The following is a 24,329-nucleotide window of genomic DNA, read 5'->3' as shown; positions in this document are numbered from 1 at the left end:
TGCTTCCCGTGCGGCTGCCGGGCCGCGCTTTCCGTACGGCTGACGGCGGCTGCTGGTTCCGTGCGGCGTGCGGTGCCGTCCCTGGCAGGCGGGGTGACTGTCTCGGTACGGCGTGCGCGGCTGTCCCGGGTCCGGTGCGCGGTGACTGTTTCCAGATGGTCAAGCGACCGCTTAGTATGCGATCGATCCCGGTTCCGGTGACGCAGCCCCGTGGAGGCCCGCATGCAGGCATGGCAGGTGCACGAGATCGGTGAGCCGACGGAGGTGATGCGGCTGACGGAGACGGAGCGGCCCACGCCCGGCGCGGGCCAGGTCCTGCTGCGGGTGCGCGCCGCAGGCGTCAACTTCCCGGACGCCCTGCTGTGCCGCGGCCAGTACCAGATCCGTCCGCCGCTGCCGTTCACCCCGGGCGTGGAGATCTGCGGCGAGACTCCGGACGGCCGCCGGGTGATCGCCACCCCGGCGCTGCCGTACGGCGGCTTCGCCGAGTACGCCGTCGCCGACGCCGCCGCGCTGCTGCCCGCGCCCGACACGCTGGACGACGCCGAGGCCGCCGTGCTGCACATCGGCTACCAGACCGGCTGGTTCGGCCTGCACCGCCGGGCCCGCCTCCAGACCGGCGAGACCCTGCTCGTGCACGCCGCCGCGGGCGGGGTCGGCAGCGCCGCCGTGCAGCTCGGCAAGGCGGCCGGGGCCACGGTCATCGGCGTGGTGGGCGGCGCCGGCAAGGCCGCCGTCGCCCGGGAACTGGGCTGCGACGTCGTCGTCGACCGGCATACCGAGGACGTCGTCGCCGCGGTGAAGCAGGCCACCGGCGGCCGGGGCGCCGACGTGGTCTACGACCCGGTGGGCGGGGACGCCTACGCCCAGTCCGCCAAGGCCGTCGCCTTCGAGGGCCGTATCCTCGTGGTCGGTTTCGCGAGCGGCACCGTCCCGAGCCCCGCGCTCAACCACGCCCTGGTGAAGAACTACGCCATCCTCGGACTGCACTGGGGCCTGTACAACACCAAGAACCCCGAGCTGGTCCGGCACTGCCACGAACAGCTCACCGGTCTGGCCGCGCGGGGCGCGATCAGACCGCTGGTGAGTGCGCGGGTGCCGCAGGCTCAGGCCGCGGCGGCCGTGCAGCGTGTCGCCGACGGGGTGACCACCGGCCGGATCGCCGTCGTACCGACACCGTGGAACGGAGCCGCCGCATGACCGACGCCGCCCACCTGCGCCGCCGCACCCACGAGCTGCTGGCCGGACATCCGCCCGCGAGCACCGGCCGCCTCGACTTCCTCAGGGCCCGCTTCGACGCGGGGCTGGCCTGGGTGCACTACCCGGAGGGCCTGGGCGGTCTAGGCGCCCCGCGCTCCCTGCAAGCCGTCGTGGACGCCGAACTGGCCGCCGCGGGCGCCCCCGACAACGACCCGCGGCGGATCGGCATCGGCCTCGGCATGGCAGCCCCCACCCTCCTGCGCCACGGCACCGACGAGCAGCGGCGGCGCCATCTGCGCCCCCTGTGGACGGGCGAGGAGGTCTGGTGCCAGCTGTTCAGCGAGCCCGGCGCCGGATCCGACCTGGCCGCGCTCGCCACCCGGGCCCGCCGGGAGGGGGACACCTGGGTGATCGACGGGCAGAAGGTGTGGACGTCCAGCGCCCACCTCGCGCGCTGGGCCATCCTCATCGCCCGTACCGACCCGGACGTGCCCAAGCACCAAGGCATCACCTACTTCGTCTGCGACATGACCGACCCCGGCGTGGAGGTACGGCCGCTGCGCCAGATCACCGGCGAGGCCGAGTTCAACGAGGTCTTCCTCACCGGCGTGCGCATCCCCGACTCCCATCGCGTCGGCGAGGTCGGCGACGGCTGGCGGGTCGCGCGGACCACGCTCATGAACGAACGCGTCTCCATCGGCGGCATGCGGCTGCCCCGGGAGGGCGGCATGATCGACAACGTCGCCAGGACCTGGCGGCAACGCCCCGAACTGCGCACCCACGACCTGCACCAGCGTGTGCTCGGACTCTGGGTCGAGTCCGAGGTGGCCCGCCTCACCGCCGAACGCCTGCGCCAGCAGCTCGCCGCGGGCCAGCCCGGCCCCGAGGGCTCCGGCATGAAGCTGGCGTTCGCCCGCCTCAACCAGGAGATCAGCGGACTCGAAGTGGAACTCCTCGGCGAGGAAGGGCTGTTGTACGACGACTGGACCATGCGCCGGCCCGAACTCGTCGACTTCACCGGTCGCGAGGCCGGCTACCGCTACCTGCGGTCCAAGGGCAACAGCATCGAGGGCGGCACCAGCGAGATCCTGCTGAACATCGTCGCCGAGCGGGTCCTCGGCCTGCCCGTCGAGCCGCGCACCGACAAGGACGTCGCCTGGAAGGACCTGGCCCGATGAGCACCGAGCCCGACCTGCTCCACTCGCCGGAGGAAGAGGCACTGCGCGCCGCCGTCCGCGACCTGCTCACGCACCACTGCGACGCGGCGGGCGTCATCGCCCGGAGCGAGACGGACACCCCGCACGACGTGCCGCTGTGGAAGTCCCTCGCCGGCGGAATGGGCATCGCGGGCCTGCTGGTGCCCGAGGAACTGGACGGCCAGGGCGCCACCCACCGGGAAGCGGCCGTCGTCCTGGAGGAGTTGGGCCGCGCCGTCGCCCCCGTGCCCTTTCTGACCAGTGCCGTGGTGGCCACCGAGGCACTGCTGGCCTGCGGCGCCGACGACCTGCTGGCCCCATGCGCGTCCGCGACGACGACCTGCGCGCTCACGGTCGCCCTGCACACCGCGCCGGGCGCGCCCGTCAAGCGGGCACGCCTCGAAGGCGGGGCGCTGCACGGAGAGCTGACCGGCATCGCGGACGCGGCCGTTGCCGACGTGCTGCTCGTACCGGCGGACGACGGCGGCCTGTACGCGGTCGACGCCGCCGCCGCGACCGTCGTACCCCAGGTGTCCCTGGACCTCACCCGGCCGGTGGCCCGCGTCGTCCTCGACGGGGTGCGGGACGCCCGCCGCCTCGGTGAGGCCGAACCCGCCGTACGACGCGCCCTGCGGACCGGCGCCGGACTGCTGGCCTCCGAGCAACTCGGCCTCGCCGACTGGGCGTTGACCGAGACGGTCCGCCATCTGAAGGAACGCAGGCAGTTCAACCGGCCGGTCGGCGGATTCCAGGCGCTCAAGCACCGGCTCGCGCACCTGTGGCTCCAGGTGGCCGGCCTCCGGGCCGCGGCACGGGCCGCCGCCGACGCGCTGGCCACCGGCACGGACGCGGACGTGGCGGTCGCCGTCGCCCAGGCGTACGCGGCGCCGGTCGCCGTGCGCGCCGCGGAGGAGGCGCTGCAACTCCACGGCGGCATCGGCATGACCTGGGAGCACCCCGTCCACCTGTATCTCAAGCGGGCCAAGGCGGACTCCCTCGCCTTCGGCACGGCGGGCGCGCACCGCGCCGCGCTGGCCGAACTGGTCGACCTGCGTGCCCCCTGACCCGGCCCCGCGGCGACCCCACCGACAGCCCGTCCCACCTGGGGCGGGCTGTCTCCTGCGCGCCGTTCCGGCGAAGTGAACGCATGACGTCGGTCCGGCCAACTCCCCGCACGGCCATGCCACTCGGACACCTTCGGCACGCATACTCCCTTCGGTCCCACCGGCCCGATCAGGGAGGCAGAGCATGGCCCTCACCACCCGCCGCAGAGCCCTCACCACCCTCGGCACCGCCCTCGCGGGCGCGGTCGCCCTGCCCGCCGCGCAGGCGTCGGCGAGCCGCGGCCCGCACGCCCCGCGCCCGCTGTGGCACGCCCACGCGCACAACGACTACGAGCACCAGCGCCCCCTCTTCGACGCCCTCGACCACCGCTTCGGCAGCGTCGAGGCCGACATCTTCCTCGTCGGCGACCAACTCCTCATCGGCCACGACGTGACCGACCTCGATCCGTCCCGCACCCTCGAATCCCTCTACCTCGACCCGCTCGCCGCCCGGGTCGAGGCCAACCGCGGCGCCGTGTACCGGGGAGCGCGCAGGCCCCTGCAACTCCTCATCGACATCAAGACCGAGGGCTCCTCCACCTACCTCGAACTCGACCGCCACCTGCGCCGCTACCAGCACCTGTTCACCACGTACGCGCACGGCCGGGTGCACCCCGGACCGGCCACCGCCGTCATCTCCGGCGACCGCGCCGCCCGTACCCCGATGGAGGCGCAGACCGAGCGCCGCGCCTTCTACGACGGCCGGCTCAGCGACCTCGGCAGCACGGCACCGGCCTCCTTCGTCCCGTTGATCAGCGACAACTGGACGCTCAACTTCAGCTGGCCGGGCGAGGGGCCGTTCCCGGCCGCCGAGCGGCAGAAGCTGCGGGACATCGTGGGGGCGGCGCACGCGCGCGGGCAGCAGATCCGGTTCTGGGCCACCCCGGACGCGGCGGGCCCGGCGCGGGACGCGCTGTGGACCGAACTGCTCGCCGCCGGCGTCGACTACCTCAACACCGACGACCTCGCGGGCCTGGAGGCGTTCCTGGACGCCCACACGCCGGCGTAGCGGAACCGCGAACACCACTCGATCGGAGGACACGTCAGCCGCCCGGACGAACCCCCCGCTACGCCACACTTACGGCCGAACGCCGCGAACTGGCGTGGCGGAGGAGGTTCGCGATGGCCATTTCCATCTCTGTGGTGCTGCTGCTCCTGATCTGGGCCGTGGTCTTCCTGCGCAACGGCGCGCTGAAGATCTCCCACGCCCTGGTCTGCGTGCTGCTCGGGTTCTATCTGGCCAGCACGAGCGTGGCCCCTACCATTCAGAGCGGGCTCACCGCGACCGCGGACATGGTGAGCAGTCTGCGGCCGTGACCGGGGCGAGGGGCCGGGCCGACGTGTTCACGGCGCCGTGAAGACCCCGATGCCGTTGGGCACCGGGCGCTCGGCGCCACCGCTCGGGTGGTTGCGCACCGCCACCGTGCGTGCGCCCGGCGCGCGGGTGACCAGCGTCGTCGAACCGCCGCCGTCCAGGCCGAAGGCGTCGACCGAGCCCAACGCGCGCATCTCGTCCGCGACTTCGGCGACGGTCAGGCCGCTGCGGTAGGCGGGCGCACCGTCCACGGCGAGCAGCAGCAGCCGCCGTCCGCCGTCCGCGATGCCGACGGCGGTGCGCACCGCGGACGTCTTGCCGTCGAGGCCGGCGAGGGGCCGGCCCGCGCGCAGCACCGGAAAGCCGCCCAGGGCGAAGCGGTAGGGGGTCTTGGAGCCGGCGGCGGCCAGCCAGTTCTGTACGGTCACCCGCTCGCCCACGGACAGCTTCCGCAGCCGCTGCGCCCCTGCCTCCCGGCCCACCAGAACCGTGGTGCCCGCGGCGACGGCGCCGCGTCCCGGGGTGTCCGACACGGACACGACCCGGCCGCCGCGGACCTTCACCTCGTAGGTGTCCCTGCTGCACGCGGCGGCCCGGTCGGTGTCGGTGCCGCAGGTGGCGCGCAGCCGGGAGGCGCTGCCCCACTGCGCGGTGAACGCGCCCACGGAGTTCACCGGCAGCGCGTACTGGTTGAGGCCGCCGAGCGGCAGCCGGCCGTCCGGTGTGCGGACGGAGCCGGCGAGCCGGAGCCGGTCCAGCCGGGCCCGCCGGTCGGTGCCCACGCCGAAGACCTCCTCGGTGGTCGTGCCGGGCGGCAGCGCCGGGCCGAACCGCTGACCACGCGGCACCGCGGCCTTGACCGCACGGCCCCGCGCGATGACCGGCCCCACGCTCGCGCCCGTCGCCTCGACGCCCGGGTGCTGGGTCTCGTCAATGTTGAAGAAGTCGCCGTTCACACCCGCGATCGCGCCCGCCGAGTCGGCGAGTGCGGAGACCGACGAACGGGCCGCGATCTTCCCCGGGTACAGCAGGTCCACGCGGACGTGCGGGTCGCCCAGGTCGACGGAGACCAGGTGGACGTGTGTCGTCCCCTTGGCCGCCGACAGGTCGAACTGCCGGTAGGTCACGCCCGGCGCGATCGTGGTGCCGGCCGCCGCGGCGGCCTGGGCCGCCCCCGTCAGCGCCGCACCGGCCACCACGCCGAACGCCGTGAGAACCGTGAGTACCGCTCTGCCCGCCGTGAGCCGCCCATGCCGACGCGTCACTGTCGCCCCCACCCCTGAAATCCCGTCAACCGTCGCTTGTGTGCTGATGTCAGGGGCAGTGCAGCAGACGCGGGTGCCCGCCGTGGTGGCTAGGCGTCGACCACACGCGAACGGGTGAGGAAACGTACGCCCTCGGGTGCTTCCAGGGAGAAGCCGCTGCCACGGCCGGGGACGACGTCCACGATCAGCCGGGTGTGGCTCCACACCTCGTACTGGCTGCGCGACATCCAGAACGTGACCGGCTCGTCGACGCCCTCGACGTCGAGTTCGGCCAGCAGCACGTCCGAACCTCCGGTGCGGAACTCGCCCTCCGGGTAGCACATGGGCGCGCTGCCGTCGCAGCAGCCGCCGGACTGATGGAACATCAGCGGGCCGTGCGCGGCACGCAGCCGGCGGATCAATTCGGCGGCCTGCGGGGTGAGTTCGACGCGCGGAATCTCCTGATACATGATCACCGTCCGGGTCGGGGCAGGGAAAGCTTCCAGTCTCACGACTCGTCAGGTCGCCGTCCACCGCACCTCGTCGACCGGCCGTGCCGAACTCGCGTGCGGTGCCGTCGCCACGGGGTGGGGGAGGGGACGCGGTCACCCGACGGCGTACGGGGTGACCTGCGGCGGTGTGCGATCGACCGGCCCGCACCCTGTGGGGCGGACCGGGTCGGTGGGGTGTGTGATCGATCGGCCCGAACCCTGTGTGGCGGACTCGGCCGACGCCGACGGGGGCACGTGATCAACCGGGCGGGCACCCCGCATCCGGACCGGGCCCGCGGGGGCGTGCGGATCGATTGACCCGGACTCGGTGCCTGGACCGCGGAGCGGCCCGGATCCGCGGCCGAGCGTGCGGGGGCGGTCACGGTGGGTGAGTGCGGCCCCTCATCGGCGCCGTGCCGCCGTCGCGGTCGGCGGCACAGGGAGAAGCAGGTCCGCACGAGGAGAGACGGAGAAGGCGGCAAAGGGCGCGGAGAGCGGCGGCGGCGTCGGTGTGCGCGGTCGCGGCCGCGCCGGAGGGGCGAGGGATGCGGGTCCGGCGCGGGCCGAGGGACCATGGGAAAGGTCACACCGGTCACCGCCCGGGGCCGGGGGCCGGACTCTGTGCAGCGCCCTGCTGCGGGACGGAGGGAGAACCGGGATGACTGCCGAACCCTTCCGGGCCGACGGCATCCTGCGGCAGGCCGGGTCGCGCGAGCGGTACGGCCTCCTCGACGTCCTCGGCGTCGCCGCGGTGGTGCTGGACTCCGATGGCCGGATCGTGTTCTGGAGCGCCCCGGCCGAGGATCTGTTCGGCTACAGCGCCGAAGAGGCGCTCGGCAAGTACGCGGGCCGGCTGCTCGTCCACGAGGCGGACCTGGACCTGGTGATATCCCTGTTCGCCGAGGTCATGGAGACGGGCGTGAGCTGGGCGGGGGCCTTCCCCGTCCGGCACAGGGACGGCGGCACCCGGCTGGTGGAGTTCCGCAACATGCGGTTGCTCGATCACCGGGGCGCCGTCTTCGCCCTGGGCATCGCCGCCGACTACGGCGCCCTCCGGCGGGTCGAGACCGACCTGGCACTGTCCGAGCGCCTGGTGTCGCAGTCCCCGATCGGGCTGTCGATCCAGGACAAGGACCTGCGCTACCTGACCGTGAACCCGGCCCTGGAGCGGATCAACGGCATACCCGCGGAGGCGAGCAGGGGCCGGTCGCTGCGCGACCTGCTGCCGGACCTGGACGCCGACTACATCGAAGGCGCCATGCGCCGGGTGCTGGAGACCGGCCGCCCCCTCATCGACCGGCGCACGACCGGCCGTACCCCCGCCGATCCCGACCACGACCACGCCTGGTCCGTCTCCTACTTCCGGCTGGAGGACTCCGGCGGGCAGGTGCTCGGCGTCGCCGGCGCCGTCGTGGACATCACCGAGCGGCATCGCGCCGCCCAGGAGGCCGAGCGGGCCCGCCGACGCCTCGCCCTGATCGCCGACGCCTCCGCCCGCATCGGCACCACCCTGGACGTGAACCACACCGCCCGTGAACTCGCCGAGGTCGTGGTGCCCGAACTCGCCGACGTCGCGGCGGTCGACGTCCTCGACTCGGTCCTGTCCTGCCATCCCGTCGCGCCGGCCGGCGGACCCGCGCTGATGCGTTCCCTCGCCCTGGTCGTCGCCTGCCCGAGCGCCGCCACCCGGACGGCCGATCTGCCCGGGGAACCGGTCACCTACGCGGCCGACCGGCTGCTCGCCGAGTGCGTCCACACCGCCCGCCCGGTCCTGGTGCCGCACGTGACCGGCCCCGACCTGAAACGCATCGCCCGCGATCCCGCATCGGTCCCGCTGCTGGCCCGGGCGGGCGTCCACTCCTACCTGGCGGTACCCCTGATCGCCCGCGGCGAGGTGCTCGGGGCCCTGGACCTCAAGCGGACCCGCAACCCGCTGCCCTTCACCGAGGACGACGTGATGCTGGCCGGCGACCTGGCCTCCCGCGCCGCGGTCAGCATCGACAACGCCCGCTGGTTCCAGTGCGTACGCAACACCGCCGTCACCCTGCAACGCAGCCTGCTGCCCGAGGACCCGCCGCGGCTGGCCGGCCTGGAGGTCGCCTCCCGCTACCGGCCCGCCCACGCCGCGAGCGAGGTGGGCGGCGACTGGTTCGACACCATCGCCCTCGCCGACGGCAGGACCGTGCTGGTAGTCGGCGATGTGATGGGCAGCGGCATCGACGCGGCGGCCACCATGGGGCGGCTGCGCACCGCCGCCCGCACCCTCGCCGTCCTCGACTTCGACCCCGCACAGGTGCTCCACCACCTGGACCGGACCGCGAGCGGTCTTGAGCACTACATCGCGACCTGCCTCTACGCCGTCTACGACCCCGCCCGCGGCGAATGCCATCTGGCCAACGCGGGACACCTGCCGCCCGTCCTGGTGCGCGGTGGCCGCCTCCCGGAACTGCTCGACCTGCCCACCGGTGTCCCACTGGGCGTCGGCGGGGTCACCTTCCTCAGCAGCACCGTCGACCTCGACCCCGGTGACCTGCTCGTCCTCTACACGGACGGCCTGATCGAAACCCGCCACGACGCGATAGACGACCGCCTGGACACGCTGCTCGGCCTCCTGGACGGCCCCGACCGGCCCCTGGAGGAGACCTGCGACCGGCTGCTCGCCGCGCTGCGCACCCCGGACGACCGGGACGACGCCACCCTGCTCATCGCCCGGACACTCCGCGCCGGCCGGCCGGCCGACCGGTGACCGTCCGCGGTCACGCCCCGGGCCGTGCGCATCCGGCGGCCAGGCAGGACCATGTTGTCTTGTAGAGGATGGGACAGATGGCACCTGGGCGAAACGGATCCGACGCGCCTCCGGCCACGGGGCAGCGCGATCTCTTCGACATGTCCAACGACGCGGTCGCGGTGGTGTCCGCGCGGGGCGCCGTGGTCAGCTGGACCTGCGGCGCACGGGCGCTGCTCGGCTATGCCGCCGAGGAGATCGTCGGGCGCTCCGGCGCCCGCCTGCTGGCGCTGGCCGGGGATTCCCTGCGGCTGGCGGGCATCGTGGAGCACTGCCGCGAGGGCAAGGGGTGGAGCGGCCTGATCGCGCTGCGGCACCGCGACGGCCGGCGCATCGAGGCCGATCTCCGGGTGTCGGCGTCGTTCGGGATCGGCGGGGAGGAGTGCTTCCTGGTCTCGGGCCGCGAACAGCTGCCGCAGTGGACGATGCGCGAGTCCGTCCTCGACGGCTTCCTGACCCGCTCCCCGATCGGCATGGCCGTGATGGACCCCCAGCTGCGCTACCTCTGGCTGAACGACACCCTGGAACAGTTCGGCGGTGTGCCCCGTGACCAGCGGCTGGGCAGGCGGCTCGGCGAGCTGCTGCCGGGTCTGCAGGCGGAGACCCTGGAAGCCCTGATGCGCAAGGTGATGGTGACCGGGGTCCCGGTCACCGACTACGAGTACGAGGGCTGGAGCTGGGCCGATCCGCACCGCCGGCACGCGTACTCCTCGTCGTTCTTCCCGCTGGTCGACGCCGTCGGCGAGGTCACCGGCGTCTGCTACATGGTCCTGGACATCACCGAGCGCTGGTACGCGCGCCGGCTCCTGGCGATGGTCAACGAGGCCGGCAGCCAGGTCGGCCGGACCCTGGACGTGATGCGGACCGCTCAGGAGCTGGCGGAGTTCGCCGTACCCCGCTTCGCGGACTTCGTGGTCGTCGATCTGCTGGAGCCCGTGCTGAGCCTGGAGGGTCACGGGGCGTGGCTGTCCGACGCCGGACCGGCCACCGCCCGGCTCGGGATGCGCAGGGCCGGCCTGAGCTCGGTGCGGGAGGGCTGCCCGGAAGCGGTCGCGCAGATCGGCGATCGGGTGGATTTCATCCCGCCGCCGCACGACCTGAACCTGCTCGTCGACGGCGACCCGATCTTCACCCCCGTCCTCGACCCCTCCGACGAGCTGTGGGTGTCCGAGGAACCCGTCCGCGCCGCCCGGATGCGCAAGTTCGGACTGCACTCCATGATCGCCGTGCCGATGCGGGCCCGGAACACCGTCCTCGGCCTCACCACGTTCGTGCGCTCGCTCAACCCGGTCCCCTTCCACCCCGACGACGTCCTGCTGGCCCGGGAGCTGGTCGCACGGGCCGCGCTGTGCGTGGACAACGCCCGCCGCTACAGCCGGGAGCACACGGCGGCGGTCACGCTCCAGCGCAGTCTGCTGCCGCACGCCCTGAGCGGCGGCACGGCCATGGAGGTCGCCTCCTCCTACCTGCCGGCCAACGCGACCGGCGGGGTCGGCGGCGACTGGTTCGACGTGATCCCCCTCTCCGGCGCCCGGGTGGGACTGGTCGTCGGGGACGTCGTCGGCCACGGCATCGCGGCGGCGGCGACCATGGGCCGGCTGCGCACCGCCGTGCAGACCCTCGCGGACATGGAGATGCCCCCCGATGAACTGCTGGCCCACCTGGACGACCTCGTGCTGCGGCTGAGCGAGGAGGAGCCGGACGGCGAGGCGGCCAGCCAGACCGTCACGACGTTCCTCGGAGCTACCTGTCTGTACGCCGTCTACGATCCGGTGACCCGGGTGTGCACGCTGGCCCGCGCGGGCCATCCGCCCCCGGTGGTGATCTCCCCCGACGGCCAGGTCATGTTCCCCGAACTGCCCGCCGGACCGCCGCTCGGGCTGGGCGGGGTGGCCTTCGAGGCCACCGAGATCGAACTCGCCGAGAACAGTCTGCTCGGTCTCTACACCGACGGTCTGGTCGAGGGGATCGACCGCGACATCGGCGTGGGCATGGCCAAGCTGGGCCGGTTGCTGTCCCGGCCCGGCCTCGATCTCGAAACGCTGTGCGCCACCGCCGCGCAGCAGCTCGTCCCCCAGCCGCAACTCGACGACATCGCGCTGCTGCTGGCACGCACCCACGAACTGGGCGCCGACCGCGTCGCCTCCTGGGACGTGCCCCTGGACCCGGCGGCCGTCGGCGAACTGCGCAGCCGTGCGACCCGGAAGGTGATGGACTGGGGCTACGAAGAACTGGCCTTCACGACCGAACTCATCGTCAGCGAGCTGGTCACCAACGCGATCCGCTACGGTTCACCGCCCCTGCGCCTGCGGCTGATCCGTGACTCCCGGCTGACCTGCGAGGTCTCCGACAGCAGCAGCACCGCACCGCGGCTGCGGCACGCCCGCAGCACGGACGAGGGCGGCCGGGGCCTGTTCCTGGTGGCCCAGGTGGCCCATCGCTGGGGCGCCCGGTACGTGCCCGACGGCAAGATCATCTGGGCCGAGCAGGAGATTCCGCCGGAGCACTGAGGCCACCGGGCGCCCGCCGAACCCGTGGAGGATTGACGGGAGTTGTGAAGGGCCGTGAGAATTCGGTTGCTTCGCTGTGGCTAGAGTGAGCGCAGGGGCGTGAGTGGCTCGGTCCGGTTCGTCCGGCCGTTGCCGCGTCGTATCCGTCATGTCCGTCGCATCCGTTGTGCCCATCGGCCACCGCCGGTCTCCGTCGGCGTCCTCGGTGTCCGTCGTCGTTCTCGGTGTTCTCGGTGTTCCGCCGTGTCCGTCCGTGTTCTTCGGCGTTCTTCAGGGGTCTGCAGGGGTCTGCAGGGGTCTTCGGTGTCCTTCGGTCGCGTCGGAACCCGCCGGTGTCCGTCCTCGCGCCCGCCACCTCCCGCACACCACTTCCACAGAGGCTCATCTTGTCGCGTTCCCCCAACTCCAGAACCCTCGCCGCGCTCGCCGCGACCGCCTTCGCCGCAGCCGTCCCCGTGCTCGGCGCGGGCACGGCGAGCGCCACGACGGGCGGCGACTGCCAGTCCGCCACGGTTCAGTACCGCATAGTCGGCGCCGACGGAAACGTCGTCGGTGCCGACTGGACCTCGCAGGGCGGATTCCGCCAGTGGGACACCGTCCCCGGCACCGTCGAAGTCCGCCTGGCCGCAGGCCAGTCCGTCGCCGAGGGCTGCAAGTACCCCGTCTCCCTCGCCGAATACACCACCGAGGGCCCGAACTGGGAGTCCTCGGGCCACCAGACGCTGGTCGACAAGGCCACCGTCTACCTCACCGCCGCGGACCTGGCCGGCGCGGACGACGCGCAGCGGACCTGGCAGCGGCTCACCGTGAAGTCGCCCGACTGCTACGGCCAGATCGACCTGTACGGCGACGACGTCACCTACGACGGCGGAACGGGCGAGGGCCACGGCCCCGCGCCGTACCAGCCCGACAACATCTCCACCCCGTACCACCTCGTCGCGGCGTGGAACGGCGGCGACAAGCCCTGCACGCCCAGCACGCCCGACTCGCCCACCCCGACCCCGTCGCAGACGACCCCGACGGCGCCCGCGACGCCCGCCACCCCGGCGGACAGCACGCCCCCCGCCGGGACCAGCTCGGCCCCGACCACCCCCAAGCCCGCCGAGACGCCCCCCACCAGCGCGGACGTCCCGCCCTTGCAGTCGGCTCCGCCCAACGCCCCGCAGCCGTCGCCGGACGACAGCTCCCCGCCGCTGGCGGAGACCGGTTCGAGCGCGCCCGTCGGTCCGATCGCCGGGGCCGCGGCCGTCGTGATCGTCCTCGGAGCCGGTGTCGCGTTCGCCGCGGCACGGCGCTCGCGCCGCTCCTGACGGAGGCCCGGGCCGGCCGCACCGCGCACCCCGTCGGGCGCCGGCCGGCCCGGGCAGGCCGAACCCGTCGGCACGGAACTCCCGTGGCGGCGCTAATCCCGTGGCGGCGCGGGGCCAGCACGCGAGCCGGGCCCGGCATGCTCACCGGCCGACGACGGCCGGCCCGGTGAGCATGCCGGGCCACGGTCGAGGTGGGCCGGCCGGAAACCGTGCCAGGGCGACGGGCGGACGGCCGATGCCCCGCCCTGTTGATGACCGGGCGCCGGCGGAGCGGCCGGTACACCGGTACAACCGTGTGACCCGCGGAAATACCCCTGTGAGCCCTGGTGTTGGTGTGAAAAGCTGTCGTCGGCCGGCCGCGGGCAAGGGGGTCGTGACGGTCGCCCGAGAGGAGAGCGCAGCGTGAGACAGGACGGCTTCCGCGCCGAGGAGATCGACACCAGCAGGCCGCATCCCGCGCGGATCTACGACTACCTGCTGGGCGGCAAGGACAACTACGAAGTGGACCGGGACGCGGGCGACGCACTCGCCGTCGCGGCCCCCGAGGTACGCGTCGGCGTGCAGGCCAACCGCGCGTTCCTGCGCCGGGCCGTCCAGCACGTCGTCGGCAGCGGTGTCCGCCAGATCCTCGACATCGGCACCGGCCTGCCCACCTCGCCGAACGTCCACGAGACGGCCCAGGACATCGCGCCGGACGTCCGCGTCGCGTACGTCGACAACGATCCGATCGTGCACACGCACGCCGGCGCGCTGCTCAGCCGCTCCGGCGTGACCAGCATCGTGCTCGGGGACCTGCGCGACCCGCAGGCGATCGTGGACCACCCCGACGTCCGCCGGATCATCGACTTCGACGAGCCCGTCGCCCTGCTCCTGGTCGCCATCCTCCACTTCCTCACCGACGCCGAACGGCCCGGGGAGGTCGTCGCCGCGCTGCGTGACGCGCTGCCGGCCGGCAGCTACCTGGTGCTCTCGCACGCCACGGGCGACTTCGCCGACCGCAGCGCCGCCCAGGCCGTCTACAGCAAGGCCACCGCGACCCTCAACCTGCGTTCGCACGCCGCGGTCGGGCAGTTCTTCGACGGCTTCGACCTGATCGAACCGGGCCTCGTCCAGGCCCCGTTCTGGCGCCCGGACGCCCCGCCGCCGCCCGGATCCGACGAGATCGGCTTCTGGAGCGGCGTGGCCCGCAAGGCCGGCTGAACGACCCGCGCGGGAAAGGGCGTCCGCCGGGAACCCGCCCGGCCGGACGCCCTCACACGCGTCGCGAGGACCGGCCCCGCCGTCGTCGTCGGGTCCGGACTCCTCGTCAGGGCCGACTCTCGGCCATAATCGGCTGAAAGCAGTGGCCTCTCGGACGAGAAGATCGCCGGGGTTGACGGAAGATCCACTGAGCGACGCAGGACAACTGCATGCGGACTCAGGGCGTTTGGGACATCACGCCGTGTCCGGCGGCCGAAATCCCTATCACATCCTTTGGTTCAGGTGGCCAAATCTCGACGAAGTTCGCTCCTGGGCGGAGTGTGCAGCTTGTCCGGCATGCGCGGTCCGCGGGATGACTAGCATGTGCCGGGTGCCGTCCGGACGGTTCCGCTCCACCTGGAGCCGTTCTGACCTGCGGTCGACGTGTGCCGATCGATCTTGCCCTGCTCTCTAGGACCAGAGGGACCGCGGAATGTCAGTGCCTGCTTCCCCCCGCCAGCCCCGGACGAAGGCGTCCCGCACCGCACGGGCCGTACCTCCGGCCGTGCTGCTGGCGACCGCCGCGGCGGCCGGCGGCGTCTCGGCGGCGGCACCCGAGCCCGCCCGGGGCTGGACGCTGGCGGTGGCCGGGGCCTCCTGGCTCTGCCTGGGCTGCGCCACCCTCGTGAGTTCCCGGCTGGTACGACGCGCCCGCCGGACGGCCGACGAGCAGGCGGCGCGGCTCAGCACTCTCAACGCACAGCTGGCCCAGCAGCACGCGGGCGCCCTGCACGTGGCGAACGTCGCGCTGCCGGCCGTGGCGAAACAACTGCACGACGGGGCCGGCGCCGACATCGCGGTGGCCAACTCCGGATCCGTCGCCGAACCGGAACTGCGGCGCATCGTACAGGCGTTCGCCACCCTCATGGAGGAAGCCGTCCGGCAGGCCGCCGCGGCCCGCGCCGAGCACCACGAGGCCGAGCGGGAGCGCAGGCTCGGCGCGGCGGAGCTGGAACGGCTGACGCAGCACACGCTGCCCGCGGCCATCGCCCGGCTGCGCGAGGGCAGCTCCGCGGAGGTCGTCATGGCCGAACTGGACTGGCCGACCCTGCCGTTGCTGCGCACTCCCGTGGAGCTGTTCCTGCGGGAGATGGCCCTCAGCGAGCGGCGCGCCGCCGCCGCGCAGGCCGCCTCGGCCAAGGCCCTCAGCCGCGTCCAGGCCAAGGCCGTCAGCATGCTCGCCGACCTCCGGGAACTCCAGGAGCGGTACGGCGAGGAGGTCTTCGGAGATCTGCTGCGTCTCGACCACAGCACCTCCCAGCTGGGTCTCATGACCGACCGGCTGGCCCTGCTGATGGGCGGCCGGTCCAGCCGCGCCTGGAACAAGCCCATCGTGATGGAGAGCATCCTGCGCGGCGCGGTCGGCCGGATCGCCGCCTACCAGCGCGTCCGCATGCACTGCTCCACCCAGGCCGCGATCTCCGGTTACGCGGCCGAGGGCGTCATGCACCTGCTCGCCGAACTGATGGACAACGCCGCCAACTTCTCCCCGCCCATCGACGAGGTCCACGTCTACGTGGAGGAGCGCACCGCCGGAATCGTCGTGACCATCGAGGACAGCGGCCTGAAGATGGCCGACGCCGCGATGCGGCACGCCGAGCGGGCGGTGGCGGGGCAGATGACCGACCTCGCCTCGTTGCAGGGCACCCGCCTCGGTCTGGCCGTGGTCGGACGACTGGCCGCCAAGTACCGGATCAGCGTCAACTACCGGCCGTCGTCGCGCGGCGGCACGGGTGTCGTCGTCCTGCTGCCGCCGCAACTGCTCGCCCAGCAGCGCGACCCCGGCCCCGCCGCCTCCGAGCCCCGCACGGAAACGGTGATCCCCGCCCCCGGGCCCGTGCCCGCCCTGGAAACCGAGCTGTTCACCCTCTCCCGACCGGACATCCCGAGCGTGGCCGAGCCGGAGCCGGAGCCTGATCCGGGCCTGACCCGCCGTACCGCCTCCACGGCCAACGGCCTGCCGGTGCGTGCCCCCGGCCGGACCATGGCCGAGGCCGAACACGAACGACGGCAGCGCAGGACCGGCGACGACACCCCCGGCCGCGACGAACCGCGTCCGGGCGGACGCGGGGCGGCCCGGGACGCGGGCGCGCAGTTCGGTGCCTTCCACCGCGGACGCCGGGCCGGCGCGGGCGACACGATCCCGTCCGACGGCACGGAGTCGGAGCCGCCCGCCCCGGAGTAGCACCACGGCGTCCTCCGTACGACGCCCAGAGCCTTGGCATCCCCTGCCCCAAGTTCGCGAGAATTGGAGGAACGGGCCGGTGACCGGACAACCGGGCACCACCGTCCCATCACCTGCCATGCAGACCACCGACAACAGCCTGACCTGGCTTCTGCAGAACCTCCTGGAACGTACTCCCGGGACCCGTCACTCCCTGGTGCTCTCCCGGGACGGCCTGAAGCTCTGCTGGACCGAGAACCTCACGCTGGACCAGGCCGACCAGCTCGCCGCGATCTGTTCGGGCATCCAGGCCCTCGCCCAGGGCGCGTCCGTCGAGTTCGGCGACGGCACCGGCGGAGTCCGCCACTCCATGACCGAGTTCCACGGCGGGCTGCTGTTCATCGTGGAGGCGGGCGAGGGAGCCCACCTGGCCGTGGTGGCCGACGAGGCCGCCGACCCGGGCGTGGTCGGCAACCAGATGACCGAGCTGGTCGAGCAGATCGGTGAGCACCTGCGGGCCGAGCCCCGCAATCCGGTGGCGGGGAGTGCCTCCTCGTGACGCGCAAGCCCGTGGACACCGGTGATCCGGATCGGCTCTACACGGTCACGGGCGGACGCAGCCGCGCCGACGACTCCTTCGACCTGGTCACCCTGGTGGTCAGCGAATGCGAGCCCACCGCCGGCATGCAGTCGGAACACATCAGGATCCTCGAACTGTGCCGGCACCCGACGGCCGTGGTCGAGATCGCCGCGGAGCTGAAACTTCCGATCACCGTGGTGCGCATCCTGCTCGGTGACCTGCTGGCCACCAGCCGGATCACCGCGCGCCACCCGCGCGCGGCACAATCCTTCGCCTCGCTTCCCGAAACCGCCCTTCTCAAGGAGGTGCTCGATGGGCTCCGCAATCTCTGAGCTGCCTTCCAGCCGCGCGCCCTTGGCCGATGCCGCCGAGACCGGACTGAAGATCGTCGTCGTGGGCGGATTCGGTGTCGGCAAGACGACCTTGGTCCGCTCGGTGAGCGAGATCCGGCCGCTGAACACCGAGGAAGTGATGACGCAGGCCGGTGTCGGCGTCGACGAGATCAGCGGAGTGCGGGCGAAGACCACCACCACCGTGGCCTTCGACTTCGGCCGGATCAGCCTCAACGACCGCATGGTGCTGTACTTGTTCGGCGCCCCGGGGCAGGAGCGCTTCTGGTTCCTGTGGGACCGGCTCTTCTCCGGCACACTGGGCGCGGTCGTCCTGGTCGACACCCGGCGGATGAACGACTCCTGGTACGCGATAGACCGCCTGGAACAGCACAAGACGCCGTTCGTGGTGGCCGTCAACCGCTTCGACGACGACCCCTCCAGGTACTCCCTGGACGAGATACGGCAGGCGCTCGCCGTGCCCGAGCACGTACCGCTGGTCGAATGCGACGCACGGGTGCGGGCATCGGGCAAGGACGTACTGATCACCCTCGTGGATCACCTCTACCAGATGGCCGCGGTCAAGGAGAGCGCATCGTGACCGACACCGGATCCGACCCCACACCGCCCCCGGGCTGCCCGGCCCACCACGGTGCGGTGCCGCTGGCCGGTCTGGAGTACCAGCAGGCGCCGTCACAGCTGTACCGGAGTCTGCGCCGCGAGCACGGCGCCGTCGCGCCCGTGCTGCTCGACGGGGACGTGCCGGCCTGGCTCGTCCTCGGCTACACCGAGGTCAGCTATGTGACCAGCCACGACGAGCTGTTCGCCCGGGACTCGCGGCGCTGGAACCAGTGGTCGGCCATTCCCCAGGACTGGCCGTTGCTGCCCTTCGTCGGCTACCAGCCCTCGGTGCTGTTCACCGAGGGCGAGGAGCACCGGCGCCGGGCCGGTGTGATCACCCAGGCGCTGGAGGGCGTCGACCAGTTCGAACTGGCCCGTGACTGCCAGGTCATCGCCGACCGGCTCATCGCCGACTTCGCCGGCAGCGGCCGGACCGAGCTGATGAGCACCTACGCGCATGCCCTGCCGATGCGCGCGGCGGTGCAGATGTGCGGGATGCCGCACCAGGGCACGGACACCCAGCAACTCGTCGAGGACCTGCGGATCTCGCTCGACGCCGCGGAGGGCGACGACCCGGTCGCCGCCTACATCCGGGTGGGCGAACGGATCCAGCGACTGGTCAAGGAGAAGCGGGACCGGCCGGGCCCGGACGTCACCTCCCGGATGATCCTCGACCCGGCGGGGCTGACCGACGAGGAGATCGTCCAGGATCTGATCTCCGTGATCGCCGCGGCCCAGCAGCCGACCGCCAACTGGATCGGCAACACGCTGCGGCTGCTGCTCACCGACGAGCGGTTCGCCCTGAACGTCTCCGGTGGCCGGCTCAGCGTCGGCGAGGCCCTCAACGAGGTCCTCTGGCTGGACACGCCGACCCAGAACTTCATCGGCCGCTGGGCGGTGCGCGACACCCAGCTCGGCGGCCGGCTGATCCGGGCGGGCGACTGTGTCGTACTGGGTCTCGCCGCGGCCAACACCGATCCGCAGATCTGGCCCGAGGCACACGTCGGCGCGGAGAACTCCGCCCATCTGTCGTTCAGCAACGGCGAGCACCGCTGTCCGTACCCGGCGCCGCTGCTCGCCGACGTCATCGCCCGTACGGCGGTCGAGACGCTGTTGGAGCGGCTGCCGGACCTGGTCCTGGCGGTGGAACCGGAGGAACTGACCTGGCGTCCGTCCATCTGGATGCGCGGTCTGACGACACTGCCCGCGCTGTTCACACCGGTCGTCCAGTAGCGCGCGGGCGCCGCGGCGGACCGGGACGACGGCAGGTCCGTCCGGTCCGGCCGCGGGCGGCGGCTCGTTCCTTCAGGCGGCGCTCGGTGTGAACCGCACCGGCAGCGACTGCGGGCCACGGGTGAACACGCCCTGCTCCACCGGGTCGAAGCCGTCGGCCAGCCGGGCGTCGGGCATCGCGTCGAGCAGCTGACCGACGCCGGTCTCGACCTCGGCCTTCGCCAGCAGCGCGCCCACGCAGAAGTGCCGGCCGAGCGCGAAGGCGAGATGGTCGGCCGCGGCGGAGAAGGCCGTGGTCGTGGTCAGGTCGTCCCGGAAGATGTCGAACCGGTCCGGATCGCGGTAGCGCTTCTCGTCGCGGCCTGCGGCCCCGATCAGACAGGTGACGGTCGCGCCCGCCGGTATGGTGCCTCCGCTGAGGACGACCTCGGTCGCCGACTGCCGCATGATCATGTGGACGGGCGGCGTGTAGCGCAGCGTCTCCGCGAAGGCGCGGGGGATGAGGCCGCGGTCCTCGCGGACGGCCGCCAACTGCTCGGGGTGCGCGAGCAGGTTGGCGAAGATGCTGGCTATGGCCTTGTCGGTGGTCTCACCGCCCGCGGCGAGCAGCAGGCTGCAGAATGCCTTGATGTCCTCGTCGCTCATCCGTACGCCGTCGACCTCGGCGGCGCAGAGCGTGGACAGCAGGTCGTCGCCCAGGTTGTCGCGCCGCTCCCGGATGATCGGGATCATGTACTCGGCGAACTCCACCCGGGTGCGCTCCCCGGCCGCCGCGACCTGCGGATCGCCGGACAGGTTGCCCAGGAAGGCGATCACCGAGGTGTACCAGCCGTGGAACCGGTCGTGGTCACTCTTGTCCAGGCCCAGCATGTCCGCGATGACGTTGACGGGGAACCGTGTCGCGTAGTCGTGGACGAGGTCCGCGGAGCCCGTGTGGCGGAAGGCGTCTATCAGTTCACGGGAGTTGCGCTCGATGACGGGCAGGAACTTCTCCTGCAGATCGCTGCCGCGGAAGGCCGGTGCGACCAGCGCCCGCCGGACCGAGTGCTCGCGACCGCTCAACTGCAGGATGGTCTTGCCGTGCACCGGCTCGATCTGCCAGTTGTAGTTGTCGGTGGTGAACTCGCTGTTCTTGTCCTTGAAGACGCGCTCGACGTCGTCGTAGCGCGAGATGATGTAGCTCTGCGTGACTTCGTGCCAGATGAGGGGAGCGCTCTTCCGCATCGCCCGGTAGGCCGGATAGGGGTTTGCGGCGAACTCGGGCGCGAGGATGTCAGGTACCTGCTGAGCGGTGGACATGGGGCTCCTAGAGTGAGTCACAGCCTGCGGGCAACAAGGTTATTGATCAACTGTGCGGCCCAACAGCCGTGTCTCCGCCTACCAGTTGAGATACGGACACCCTTGGCCGAAACCCGACCGTGGCCCGCTGTGTCCGTGGTCCGGCCGCTCAGACGAAGGTCACCTCGGCCGTGGCGTGCCGGGCCTCGCGGTGCGTGGCGACGCGCAGTCGGGCGTGGTCGCCGTCGGGCGTACCGTCGGCCAGGACGTGTTCGTCGGCGAACACCGGACGGTGCAGCCGGTAGGCCAGCGTGCGGACCCGGCGGCCGGGCGCGTTGCGGCGGACCAGTTCGAGCATGAGCAGGGCCAGCAGTGGGCCGTGCACGACGAGACCGGGATACCCCTCGACGGTACGGCAGTACGGCGCGTCGTAGTGGATGCGGTGGGCGTTGGCGGTGAGCGCGCTGAAGCGGAACAGCAGGGGCGGATCCGGGTGCAGCCGCAGCCGCCAGGGGCCCGCGGGCTCCGGTGCGGCGCCGCCGTCGACCGTGTGCGGGTGCCGCGCCGCGGCGCTGCGGCCGGACCGGTAGACGACGTCCTGCTCCTGGACCAGCCGGAGACGGCCGTGCTGCCGGAACTCGTGGCGTTCGGTGACGAACAGCAGATCGCCGGAGCGGCCGCGCCTGGGCGTCACCGCGGCCAGGCTGCTGATCCGCTCGGCCGGCTCGCCGAGGCGCAGGGGAGTGGTGATCTCACAGCGTCCGCCGGCGATCATGCGCTGCCGGTCGGGGACGGGCGGCAGGAACCGCGCGGCGCGCGGATGCCCGTCCGGGCCGAGGTCACGCTGGGCCGGCCAGTGCAGGAAGTGGAACCACTCCCACAGCGGCGGCAGCGGATCGCCGTCGGCCGCGACGGGTGCGGGCAGGTCCAGCAGCGCGGACACGGCGGCGGCCGGACCCGGGGGCAGCGGGTCGGTGTCCGTGACCGGCCCGGGAGCCCAGGACTCGACGTACGAACCGAGCGGGTGCGGGGTCTCGTCCATGATCTCCGACCTCCCTGTTCCGGCGCGCTGCCGCCGCGCGGCCCACCGGGTCCCGGTCACGGTCGCTCACGGGTCCCGACCGGTCACGGACCGCTGTTCACTTCGGCTCGCACGACAGCTCATGATGGTGGTGACAGCCCATGAGTCCGGTGACCGCTCATGATGGGGATTGCCGGCTCCCGATCGTAGTCCGCGCCGGGGAACCCGCTCCTGGAGGCCGCCGCATGATCGACCCCGTCGAAGAACCGCCCCTGACCGGCATCACCGTCGTGAGCGTCGAACAGGCGGTCGCGGCCCCCTTCGCCACCCGGCAGCTGGCCGACCTCGGCGCCCGGGTGATCAAGGTGGAGCGGCCGGACGGCGGAGACTTCGCCCGCCGGTACGACACGGCCGTGCACGGCGAGTCCAGCTATTTCGTCTGGCTCAACCGCTCCAAGGAGTCGATCACACTCGACCTCGCGAGTGACCGGGGAAAGGAGATCCTGGGCCGGCTGCTCGCGGACGCCGACGTGTTCGTGCAGAACCTGGCCCCGGGCGCGGCCGCCCGGCTGGGTTTTGGCACCGACGTCCTCACGGAACGCTTCCCGCGCCTGATCCCCTGCTCCGTCTCCGGCTACGGCACCAGCGGACCCTGGGCCGACCGCAAGGCGTACGACCTGCTGGTGCAGTGCCAGACGGGCCTCGTCTCGCTGACCGGCACCCCCGAGGGCGGTGCCCGGACGGGCATCTCGGTCGCCGACATCGCCGCCGGGATGTACGCCTGCTCGGGCATCCTCACCGCGCTGTTCGCCCGTGCCACCCGCGGCACGGTCCGGGCCGTCGAGGTCTCCCTGTTCGAGGCGCTGGCGGAGTGGATGAGCCAGCCCGCGTACTACACCCGCTACGGCGGCGGCCAGCCTCCGCGGCTCGGTACCCAGCACGCGACCATCGCCCCCTACGGCGCTTACCCGGCCGCCGACGGCAAAGAGGTCCTGTTCTCCGTCCAGAACGAACGCGAGTGGACCGCGCTGTGCGAGGGGTTCCTGGGCCGACCGGATCTCGTCGCGGATCCGCGCTTCGCCACCGGCCCGGACCGGGTGGCCCACCGCGAGGAGCTGAACACCCTCATCGCCGGGCGCTTTCGCGAGCTGGACAGCCGCGCGGTGATGAAACTGCTGGACGCCGTGGGCATCGCCAACGCCGGTGTCAACGACATGACGCAGTTCCTGGCCCACCCCGTGCTGAGCGTCCGGCAGCGCTGGCGGAGCGTCGCTCTCCCCGGCGAGCGGACGGTGTCCGCGCTGCTGCCACCCGTCGACCTCGCCGGTACCGCACCGCGCATGGACCCGGTCCCGGCCGTCGGTGAACACACCGACGCGATCCTGGCCCGGCTGGGGTACGACGCGGACGACATCGAGGGACTGAGGGCGGCGGGCGTCGTCTGACCGCCGCGCACGCCCACCGGACCACCCACGGCCGCACGGCCGTGAGCGAGGAGCGGCACAGCATGAGCACTCTGGACATCCTGCCGGACGAGGAACGGTTCGCCGTCCGCACGGTGCGTGACTTCGTGGACAAGGAGGTCAGGCCCGTGGTCCGGGAACTGGAGCACACCGACACCTGCCCCGCGGACCTGATCGAGCGGATGAAGCACCTCGGCGTCTTCGGCCTCGCCGTCCCCGAGGAGTACGGCGGCACACCGGTGTCCACCCCCTGCTACGTCCTCGTCACGGAGGAACTGGCCCGCGGCTGGATGAGCCTCGCGGGCGCGACGGGCGGCCACACGGTCGTCGCCAAACTGCTGCTGCACTTCGGGACGGACGAGCAGAAGCGGCGGTATCTGCCCAGGATGGCCACCGGCGAGGTCCGGGCGACGATGGCGCTGACCGAGCCGGGCGGCGGCTCCGACCTCCAGGCGATGCGCACGGTGGCGCGCAAGGACGCGGACGGCGGCTACGTCGTGACCGGCACGAAGACCTGGATCACCAACTCCCGCAGGTCACAGCTGATCGCACTGCTGTGCAAGACGGACCCGGCGGCGAGCCCCGCGCACCGGGCATCTCCGTGCTCCTCGTGGAACACGGACCCGGCCTGACGGTCTCCCGCGACCTGCCCAAGCTCGGCTACAAGGGCCTGGAGAGCTGCGAGCCGTCCTTCGTGGACCACAGGGCGCCTGCCGGTGCCCTGCTCGGCGGGGTCGAGGGCCGGGGCTTCGCGCAGATGATGAAGGGCCTGGAGACCGGCCGGCTCCAGGTCGCCGCCCGCGCCCTCGGCGTCGGCCGGGCCGCCCTGGAGGACGCCCTCGCCCACGCCCGGGAACGGGAGTCGTTCGGCAAGCCGATCTGGCAGCACCAGTCGATCGGCAACTACCTGGCGGACATGGCGACCTCGCTCATGGCGGCCCGGCAGCTCACCCTGTTCGCGGCACGGGAGGCCGACGCCGGACACCGGGTCGACATGGAAGCGGGCATGGCCAAACTCTTCGCCTCGGAGACCACCATGCAGATCGCCCTCAACGCGGTCCGCATCCACGGCGGTTACGGCTACTCAACCGAGTCCGATGTCGAACGGTACTTCAGGGACGCCCCGTTGATGATCGTCGGCGAGGGCGCCAACGAGATCCAGCGCAACGTCATCGCCAGCCAGTTGGTCCGCCGCGGGGGCCTGGACAGCTGACCGTCCCCCGGCGCCGCGCGGCCTGGACGGGCGG

The 24,329-nt window shown here is 72.5% G+C and carries 19 protein-coding genes and 1 pseudogene; 16 read left to right on the top strand and 4 right to left on the bottom strand.

Annotation, left to right across the window (positions count from 1 at the left end; all coding sequences use genetic code 11):
• Positions 1–222 precede the first annotated feature (222 nt).
• The 5 genes from ACFY2B_RS07600 (at position 223) to ACFY2B_RS07580 (ending at position 4,816) form a co-directional block, all read left to right on the top strand.
• The gene (locus tag ACFY2B_RS07600; protein WP_390762216.1) at positions 223–1,200 is read left to right on the top strand and encodes an NADPH:quinone oxidoreductase family protein; all 978 of its coding nucleotides are present in this window, start codon (positions 223–225) and stop codon (positions 1,198–1,200) included.
• The gene (locus ACFY2B_RS07595) at positions 1,197–2,378 is read left to right on the top strand and encodes an acyl-CoA dehydrogenase family protein (RefSeq protein WP_390762215.1); all 1,182 of its coding nucleotides are present in this window, start codon (positions 1,197–1,199) and stop codon (positions 2,376–2,378) included. Before ACFY2B_RS07600 ends, ACFY2B_RS07595 begins: the two co-directional genes overlap by 4 nt.
• Positions 2,375–3,460 carry an acyl-CoA dehydrogenase family protein gene (locus tag ACFY2B_RS07590; RefSeq protein ID WP_390762214.1) on the top strand — a complete coding sequence of 362 codons (1,086 nt, stop codon included), beginning with the start codon at positions 2,375–2,377 and terminating at the stop codon, positions 3,458–3,460. The genes ACFY2B_RS07595 and ACFY2B_RS07590 overlap by 4 nt, the downstream gene beginning before the upstream one ends.
• Positions 3,461–3,644: 184 nt before the next feature.
• Positions 3,645–4,508: a phosphatidylinositol-specific phospholipase C/glycerophosphodiester phosphodiesterase family protein gene (locus tag ACFY2B_RS07585; RefSeq protein WP_390762213.1), complete on the top strand. Its 864-nt coding sequence runs from the start codon at positions 3,645–3,647 to the stop codon at positions 4,506–4,508.
• A 113-nt stretch (positions 4,509–4,621) separates the two neighbouring features.
• Complete coding sequence (locus ACFY2B_RS07580) at positions 4,622–4,816, top strand: hypothetical protein (RefSeq protein WP_376527125.1); 195 nt, start codon at positions 4,622–4,624, stop codon at positions 4,814–4,816.
• A 27-nt stretch (positions 4,817–4,843) separates the two neighbouring features.
• On the opposite strand, the gene ACFY2B_RS07575 is transcribed toward ACFY2B_RS07580, so the two are convergent.
• Both ACFY2B_RS07575 and ACFY2B_RS07570 read right to left on the bottom strand, forming a co-directional pair.
• The gene (locus ACFY2B_RS07575) at positions 4,844–6,079 is read right to left on the bottom strand and encodes a phosphodiester glycosidase family protein (RefSeq protein WP_390762212.1); all 1,236 of its coding nucleotides are present in this window, start codon (positions 6,077–6,079) and stop codon (positions 4,844–4,846) included.
• Positions 6,080–6,168: 89 nt separating this feature from the next.
• Entirely contained in the window at positions 6,169–6,528 is a 360-nt protein-coding gene (locus ACFY2B_RS07570; protein ID WP_390762211.1) for a DUF779 domain-containing protein, read from the bottom strand.
• A 679-nt stretch (positions 6,529–7,207) separates the two neighbouring features.
• On the opposite strand from ACFY2B_RS07570, the gene ACFY2B_RS07565 reads away from it, so the two are divergent.
• The 9 genes from ACFY2B_RS07565 (at position 7,208) to ACFY2B_RS07525 (ending at position 19,320) form a co-directional block, all read left to right on the top strand.
• Positions 7,208–9,295 carry a SpoIIE family protein phosphatase gene (locus ACFY2B_RS07565; protein WP_390762210.1) on the top strand — a complete coding sequence of 696 codons (2,088 nt, stop codon included), beginning with the start codon at positions 7,208–7,210 and terminating at the stop codon, positions 9,293–9,295.
• 77 nt (positions 9,296–9,372) lie between these two features.
• Positions 9,373–11,844, top strand: a complete 2,472-nt coding sequence (locus ACFY2B_RS07560; RefSeq protein ID WP_390762209.1) for a SpoIIE family protein phosphatase — start codon at positions 9,373–9,375, stop codon at positions 11,842–11,844.
• Between the two features lie 386 nt (positions 11,845–12,230).
• Positions 12,231–13,154: a hypothetical protein gene (locus ACFY2B_RS07555; protein WP_390762208.1), complete on the top strand. Its 924-nt coding sequence runs from the start codon at positions 12,231–12,233 to the stop codon at positions 13,152–13,154.
• Positions 13,155–13,556: 402 nt separating this feature from the next.
• Positions 13,557–14,354 (top strand): SAM-dependent methyltransferase, encoded by a 798-nt coding sequence (locus ACFY2B_RS07550; protein WP_390762207.1) that lies wholly within the window; start codon positions 13,557–13,559, stop codon positions 14,352–14,354.
• 472 nt (positions 14,355–14,826) lie between these two features.
• Entirely contained in the window at positions 14,827–16,578 is a 1,752-nt protein-coding gene (locus ACFY2B_RS07545; RefSeq protein WP_390762206.1) for an ATP-binding protein, read from the top strand.
• Positions 16,579–16,696: 118 nt separating this feature from the next.
• Positions 16,697–17,116, top strand: a complete 420-nt coding sequence (locus ACFY2B_RS07540; protein ID WP_390762347.1) for a roadblock/LC7 domain-containing protein — start codon at positions 16,697–16,699, stop codon at positions 17,114–17,116.
• Positions 17,113–17,469 (top strand): DUF742 domain-containing protein, encoded by a 357-nt coding sequence (locus ACFY2B_RS07535; protein WP_390762205.1) that lies wholly within the window; start codon positions 17,113–17,115, stop codon positions 17,467–17,469. Before ACFY2B_RS07540 ends, ACFY2B_RS07535 begins: the two co-directional genes overlap by 4 nt.
• Positions 17,450–18,067 (top strand): ATP/GTP-binding protein, encoded by a 618-nt coding sequence (locus ACFY2B_RS07530; RefSeq protein WP_376527148.1) that lies wholly within the window; start codon positions 17,450–17,452, stop codon positions 18,065–18,067. Before ACFY2B_RS07535 ends, ACFY2B_RS07530 begins: the two co-directional genes overlap by 20 nt.
• Complete coding sequence (locus ACFY2B_RS07525) at positions 18,064–19,320, top strand: cytochrome P450 (protein ID WP_390762204.1); 1,257 nt, start codon at positions 18,064–18,066, stop codon at positions 19,318–19,320. Before ACFY2B_RS07530 ends, ACFY2B_RS07525 begins: the two co-directional genes overlap by 4 nt.
• Before the next feature lie 72 nt (positions 19,321–19,392).
• On the opposite strand, the gene ACFY2B_RS07520 is transcribed toward ACFY2B_RS07525, so the two are convergent.
• Together ACFY2B_RS07520 and ACFY2B_RS07515 are read right to left on the bottom strand one after the other, a co-directional pair.
• Positions 19,393–20,619, bottom strand: coding sequence for a cytochrome P450 (locus tag ACFY2B_RS07520; protein ID WP_390762203.1), 1,227 nt, complete (start codon positions 20,617–20,619; stop codon positions 19,393–19,395).
• 148 nt (positions 20,620–20,767) lie between these two features.
• Positions 20,768–21,640 (bottom strand): hypothetical protein, encoded by an 873-nt coding sequence (locus ACFY2B_RS07515; protein ID WP_390762202.1) that lies wholly within the window; start codon positions 21,638–21,640, stop codon positions 20,768–20,770.
• A gap of 224 nt (positions 21,641–21,864) precedes the next feature.
• Between ACFY2B_RS07515 and ACFY2B_RS07510 the strand changes: the two genes are divergently transcribed.
• Together ACFY2B_RS07510 and ACFY2B_RS07505 are read left to right on the top strand one after the other, a co-directional pair.
• The gene (locus tag ACFY2B_RS07510) at positions 21,865–23,064 is read left to right on the top strand and encodes a CaiB/BaiF CoA transferase family protein (protein ID WP_390762201.1); all 1,200 of its coding nucleotides are present in this window, start codon (positions 21,865–21,867) and stop codon (positions 23,062–23,064) included.
• A 62-nt stretch (positions 23,065–23,126) separates the two neighbouring features.
• Positions 23,127–24,295 (top strand): annotated as a pseudogene (locus ACFY2B_RS07505) (acyl-CoA dehydrogenase family protein).
• Positions 24,296–24,329 lie beyond the last annotated feature (34 nt).

Source organism: Streptomyces sp. NPDC001270, from assembly GCF_042896695.1.
Classification (GTDB): domain Bacteria; phylum Actinomycetota; class Actinomycetes; order Streptomycetales; family Streptomycetaceae; genus Streptomyces.
Note: the sequence above shows the minus strand (reverse complement) of the source record. Positions and strands in the feature narration are given on the sequence as shown.

Excerpts from the sequence above, each read along its gene's own strand:
- ACFY2B_RS07600 (WP_390762216.1), top strand. The coding sequence starts at position 223 with ATGCAGGCATGGCAGGTGCACGAGATCGGTGAGCCGACGGAGGTGATG.
- ACFY2B_RS07595 (WP_390762215.1), top strand. The coding sequence starts at position 1,197 with ATGACCGACGCCGCCCACCTGCGCCGCCGCACCCACGAGCTGCTGGCC.
- ACFY2B_RS07590 (WP_390762214.1), top strand. The coding sequence starts at position 2,375 with ATGAGCACCGAGCCCGACCTGCTCCACTCGCCGGAGGAAGAGGCACTG.
- ACFY2B_RS07585 (WP_390762213.1), top strand. The coding sequence starts at position 3,645 with ATGGCCCTCACCACCCGCCGCAGAGCCCTCACCACCCTCGGCACCGCC.
- ACFY2B_RS07580 (WP_376527125.1), top strand. The coding sequence starts at position 4,622 with ATGGCCATTTCCATCTCTGTGGTGCTGCTGCTCCTGATCTGGGCCGTG.
- ACFY2B_RS07570 (WP_390762211.1), bottom strand. The coding sequence starts at position 6,528 with ATGTATCAGGAGATTCCGCGCGTCGAACTCACCCCGCAGGCCGCCGAA.
- ACFY2B_RS07565 (WP_390762210.1), top strand. The coding sequence starts at position 7,208 with ATGACTGCCGAACCCTTCCGGGCCGACGGCATCCTGCGGCAGGCCGGG.
- ACFY2B_RS07560 (WP_390762209.1), top strand. The coding sequence starts at position 9,373 with ATGGCACCTGGGCGAAACGGATCCGACGCGCCTCCGGCCACGGGGCAG.
- ACFY2B_RS07545 (WP_390762206.1), top strand. The coding sequence starts at position 14,827 with ATGTCAGTGCCTGCTTCCCCCCGCCAGCCCCGGACGAAGGCGTCCCGC.
- ACFY2B_RS07540 (WP_390762347.1), top strand. The coding sequence starts at position 16,697 with ATGCAGACCACCGACAACAGCCTGACCTGGCTTCTGCAGAACCTCCTG.
- ACFY2B_RS07530 (WP_376527148.1), top strand. The coding sequence starts at position 17,450 with ATGGGCTCCGCAATCTCTGAGCTGCCTTCCAGCCGCGCGCCCTTGGCC.
- ACFY2B_RS07520 (WP_390762203.1), bottom strand. The coding sequence starts at position 20,619 with ATGTCCACCGCTCAGCAGGTACCTGACATCCTCGCGCCCGAGTTCGCC.
- ACFY2B_RS07515 (WP_390762202.1), bottom strand. The coding sequence starts at position 21,640 with ATGGACGAGACCCCGCACCCGCTCGGTTCGTACGTCGAGTCCTGGGCT.
- ACFY2B_RS07510 (WP_390762201.1), top strand. The coding sequence starts at position 21,865 with ATGATCGACCCCGTCGAAGAACCGCCCCTGACCGGCATCACCGTCGTG.